Source organism: Sphingobium cupriresistens, assembly GCF_004152865.1.
GTDB classification, from domain to species: Bacteria; Pseudomonadota; Alphaproteobacteria; order Sphingomonadales; family Sphingomonadaceae; genus Sphingobium; species Sphingobium cupriresistens.
Genome location: NZ_SEOO01000092.1, coordinates 1 through 3,534 on the forward strand (window position 1 = coordinate 1; position 3,534 = coordinate 3,534).

General features: G+C 66.2%; 3 protein-coding genes and 1 tRNA gene. 3 read left to right on the top strand and 1 reads right to left on the bottom strand.

All coding sequences use genetic code 11. The features are described 5' to 3' along the window. A partial coding sequence (locus EWH12_RS21600) for a GGDEF domain-containing protein (protein ID WP_129927788.1) occupies positions 1 to 1,342 on the bottom strand: 1,342 nt, incomplete at its 3' end. Between the two features lie 130 nt (positions 1,343 to 1,472). Here EWH12_RS21600 and moaA point away from each other — a divergent pair. The 3 genes from moaA to EWH12_RS21615 all read left to right on the top strand — a co-directional run bounded on the left by moaA (position 1,473) and on the right by EWH12_RS21615 (position 3,407). Beyond that, positions 1,473 to 2,483: a GTP 3',8-cyclase MoaA gene (moaA, locus tag EWH12_RS21605; protein ID WP_129927789.1), complete on the top strand. Its 1,011-nt coding sequence runs from the start codon at positions 1,473 to 1,475 to the stop codon at positions 2,481 to 2,483. Then, a complete protein-coding gene (locus EWH12_RS21610) occupies positions 2,480 to 3,256 on the top strand; it encodes an NAD kinase (RefSeq protein WP_129927790.1) in 777 nt (258 codons plus the stop codon). The genes moaA and EWH12_RS21610 overlap by 4 nt, the downstream gene beginning before the upstream one ends. Positions 3,257 to 3,332: 76 nt before the next feature. Next, positions 3,333 to 3,407, top strand: a tRNA-Asn gene (locus EWH12_RS21615). Positions 3,408 to 3,534 lie beyond the last annotated feature (127 nt).

The following is a 3,534-nucleotide window of genomic DNA, read 5'->3' on the forward strand; positions in this document are numbered from 1 at the left end:
GCATGGCCGCCCTTGCCACACCAATGATCGAGGAGGCACAGCCGCTACAGATTACACCCAAGGCCGCCTGAAAATGCAGCCCAGTGGCCACACCCGATTTTACACCACATTGACGGACGCGACCGCGAATGCCCTCGCCGCCCGCCTGCCGCGCATCGGCCAGCGCCGTGCCCGCGCGGCGCAGCAACTGGGTCACGTCATCCTCGGCGCGCGCCTGCGCGATCCCGCACCGGGCGGTAAGGCGGATCAGATGATCGCCCGCGCTAAATGGCCGTCCGACCGCGCCAATCAACTGCCGCGCCAGGAAGGTCGCCCGGTCGCTGCCGGCCGCCTCACCGGTCAGCCCGATCAGAAATTCGGTGCCCGCGATGCGCGCGACCATTGCGCCGGGCGCGACATCGTCCACCATCCGCTCGATCCGTCGGGCGATCCGCCCCAGCAGCGCGTCGCCGACCACCTGGCCATAGGCGGCGTTCATGCGGTCGAATTGACTGATGGAGAGCAGCAATATGGTGGTGGCGAGGCCCGCCCGCCGGTCCAGCCAATCGAGCGCCGCCTGCCGCGATCGCAGCCCGGTCAGATGGTCGCGCGTCTCGCTTTCCCTGTCATGCCCGTCCGACAGCCATTCGACATCGGCAGCCAATCCTCCGTCCGACAGCCGCAAATGATGCACCAGCCGCTGGCCGGGGCGGCCAGGCACACCATGCGCCAGCGCAGCGGGACGACCGGCGCGGATCATCGCCTTCAGTGCGACCAGCACCGCTCGCCGTTCCGACCGTGGCAATCGCCGCAGCAAGGCCGACGGGGCGATATGCGAATCGGCCAGGTCCAGATGCCGCGCCAGACTGTCGCTGAGCCGCAGCAGCGATCCGGCCCGCGCCAATTCCCAATAAAGCGCGTCGCCCCGCCTGATCCGCTGGGCGCGCTGGTTGTGGGCCACGCCGCCGCCCACACGCTCAACCAGCCGGTGCGCCGACGCCAGAGCGGCGTTGAGCGCCGCATCCGTCACCGGCCCCACCAGATAATGAGTCGCCCCCGCAGCCATCAACGCGGGCAATTGCCCCTGGTCCTGCGGATCGACCAGCACCAGCAATGCGCCGCCGCCCGCCTCCATCGGCGGCACCAGCGGCGACAGCAATCGCTGCGCCTGCCCGCCCGATCGCAGGTCGACCAGCGCGACCTGCGCCTCGCTATGCAAATAACGCTGTGGCGCGTCCTTGGCCCGCCGCGCGCCGATCGCGCGCCAGCCGATCCGTTGCGCGGCGTGGCACAGCCCGTCGCGATCGCCCGGCGACAGGATGAAAAGGCTGCGATGGCTGTCTGCGGTATGATCCCCGCTCACTTATATCTGTCCCCCGGCGCAGCGCATCGCTCCACCTTGTTGTCAGGCCTTAGCATCAAGCCGTTACCGACCTCTTGCGCCCCCCGCAACTTCGCTTGCGCAGGCCATGTCCATCGCCTAGCTAGTCGGCATGGCCATGGCCGATCCCTTACGCCCCCTGATGACCGACGGCCTAGGCCGCCGGATCAGCTATCTGCGCATTTCTGTGACCGACCGCTGCGACTTGCGCTGCCGCTATTGCATGGCGGAAAAGATGCAGTTCCTGCCCAAGAATCAGGTATTGACGCTGGAGGAGATCGCGCTGCTGGCCGATCTCTTCATCGCGCGCGGCATCCGCAAGATTCGCCTGACGGGTGGCGAGCCATTGGTCCGGCGCGATATCGGCGATCTGGTGCGCCGGATCGGACGGCGTATCGGCACGGGCCTGGATGAGTTGACCCTTACCACCAACGGCACGCGGCTGGTCGATCATGCGGAGATGCTGGCGGATGCGGGCGTGCGGCGGATCAATGTCAGCCTGGACAGCCGCGATCCCGAACGCTTCGCCCATGTCACCCGCGGCGGGAAGATTGATCAGGTCTTGGTCGGGCTGGACGCCGCGCGTGCCGCGGGGCTTGCGGTCAAGATCAACATGGTCGCGCTCAAGGGCGTCAATGACGATGAAATTCTGCCGATGCTGCGCTGGTGCGGCGAGCAGGGTTTCGACCTGACCCTGATCGAAACCATGCCGCTCGGCGATACCGGCGAGGATCGCACCGACCATTATCTGCCCCTGACACTGGTCGCCGAACGCATTCGCGCCGAACATGCGCTCACGCCCCTCTCCCACCGGACTGGCGGCCCTGCCCGCTATCATGCGGTCGAGGGGATGAGCATCAAACTGGGCGTCATCACCCCGCTCACCCAGAATTTCTGCGCCGACTGCAACCGTATCCGCATGACGTGCGAGGGCAAGATATTCATGTGCCTGGGCCATGAAGACCATGTCGACTTCAAGGAGGCCCTGCGCGAAGGCGGCCTGCCCGCCGTTGAGCCGCTGATCGACCGGGCGTTGCGGTTGAAGCCGGCCGCCCACGATTTCCGCATCGGCGCAGGCGAAGGCGCCGCCACGCGGCGGCATATGAGCGTTACCGGCGGATGAGCAGCGAGCCGCGGCGCGCTCTGGTCGCGTCCCCCACCCAGGCCGCGCGGGCCGCGGAGGAGCGGCTGCGCGCCGCCTATGACTTCGTGGCCGTCGAGCAGGCCGACATGATCATCGCGTTGGGCGGCGACGGCTTCATGCTCCAGACGCTCCATTCGATGCTGGAAGGGCGGCGAATCGTACCGATCTTTGGCATGAACCTGGGCACTGTCGGTTTCCTGATGAACGAATGGCGACTGGAACGGCTCGACCAGCGGCTGGAGAAGGCCAAGAGCTTCAAGGTCAATCCGCTGCGCATGACCGTGGATACGATCGATGGCGAGCGTTTCTCCATCCCCGCCATCAACGAAGTCTCCCTGCTGCGCGAAACCCGCCAGACCGCCAAGCTGGAGGTGCAGGTGAACGGCCGCACCGTGTTGCCCGAACTGGTGTGCGATGGCGTGCTGGTGGCGACCCCGGCCGGCTCCACCGCCTATAATCTATCCGCCCACGGTCCCATCCTGCCGCTGGGGTCCGCGCTCGTAGCCCTGACCCCTATCAGTCCGTTCCGTCCCCGACGGTGGCGCGGCGCCATCCTGCCCGAAAACACGGTCATTCGTTTCATCGTGCTCGATCCCGTCAAACGCCCGGTCAGCGCCGTGGCCGACCAACGCGAAGTGCGCGACATCGCGCAGGTGGAGATCGGCATCGACCGCGCGACCCCGCTGACATTGTTGTTCGACCCCGAACATACGCTGGACGACCGCATCGCGGCTGAGCAATTCATCGCATAAATTTCCATCATTTGGCGCTTGCCATGGCGGGAAAGCCGCTGCTATAGGCGCGGCCTGCCCAGCGAAAGCGGGTTGCTCCCCGATAGCTCAGCGGTAGAGCATTCGACTGTTAATCGAATGGCCGTAGGTTCGAATCCTACTCGGGGAGCCACGGTCGTGTCCCAGGAGGTGGTGTAGGAACCGTCAATCCACGGCAGGATCGGGATCGGGTTCGGGTCAGGCAGCCAGAGCTGGCAGGCTGACAATGGGGTTATGGCTCACCGCGCCGATTGTTTCCA

Excerpts from the sequence above, each read along its gene's own strand:
- moaA (WP_129927789.1), top strand. The coding sequence starts at position 1,473 with ATGGCCATGGCCGATCCCTTACGCCCCCTGATGACCGACGGCCTAGGC.
- EWH12_RS21610 (WP_129927790.1), top strand. The coding sequence starts at position 2,480 with ATGAGCAGCGAGCCGCGGCGCGCTCTGGTCGCGTCCCCCACCCAGGCC.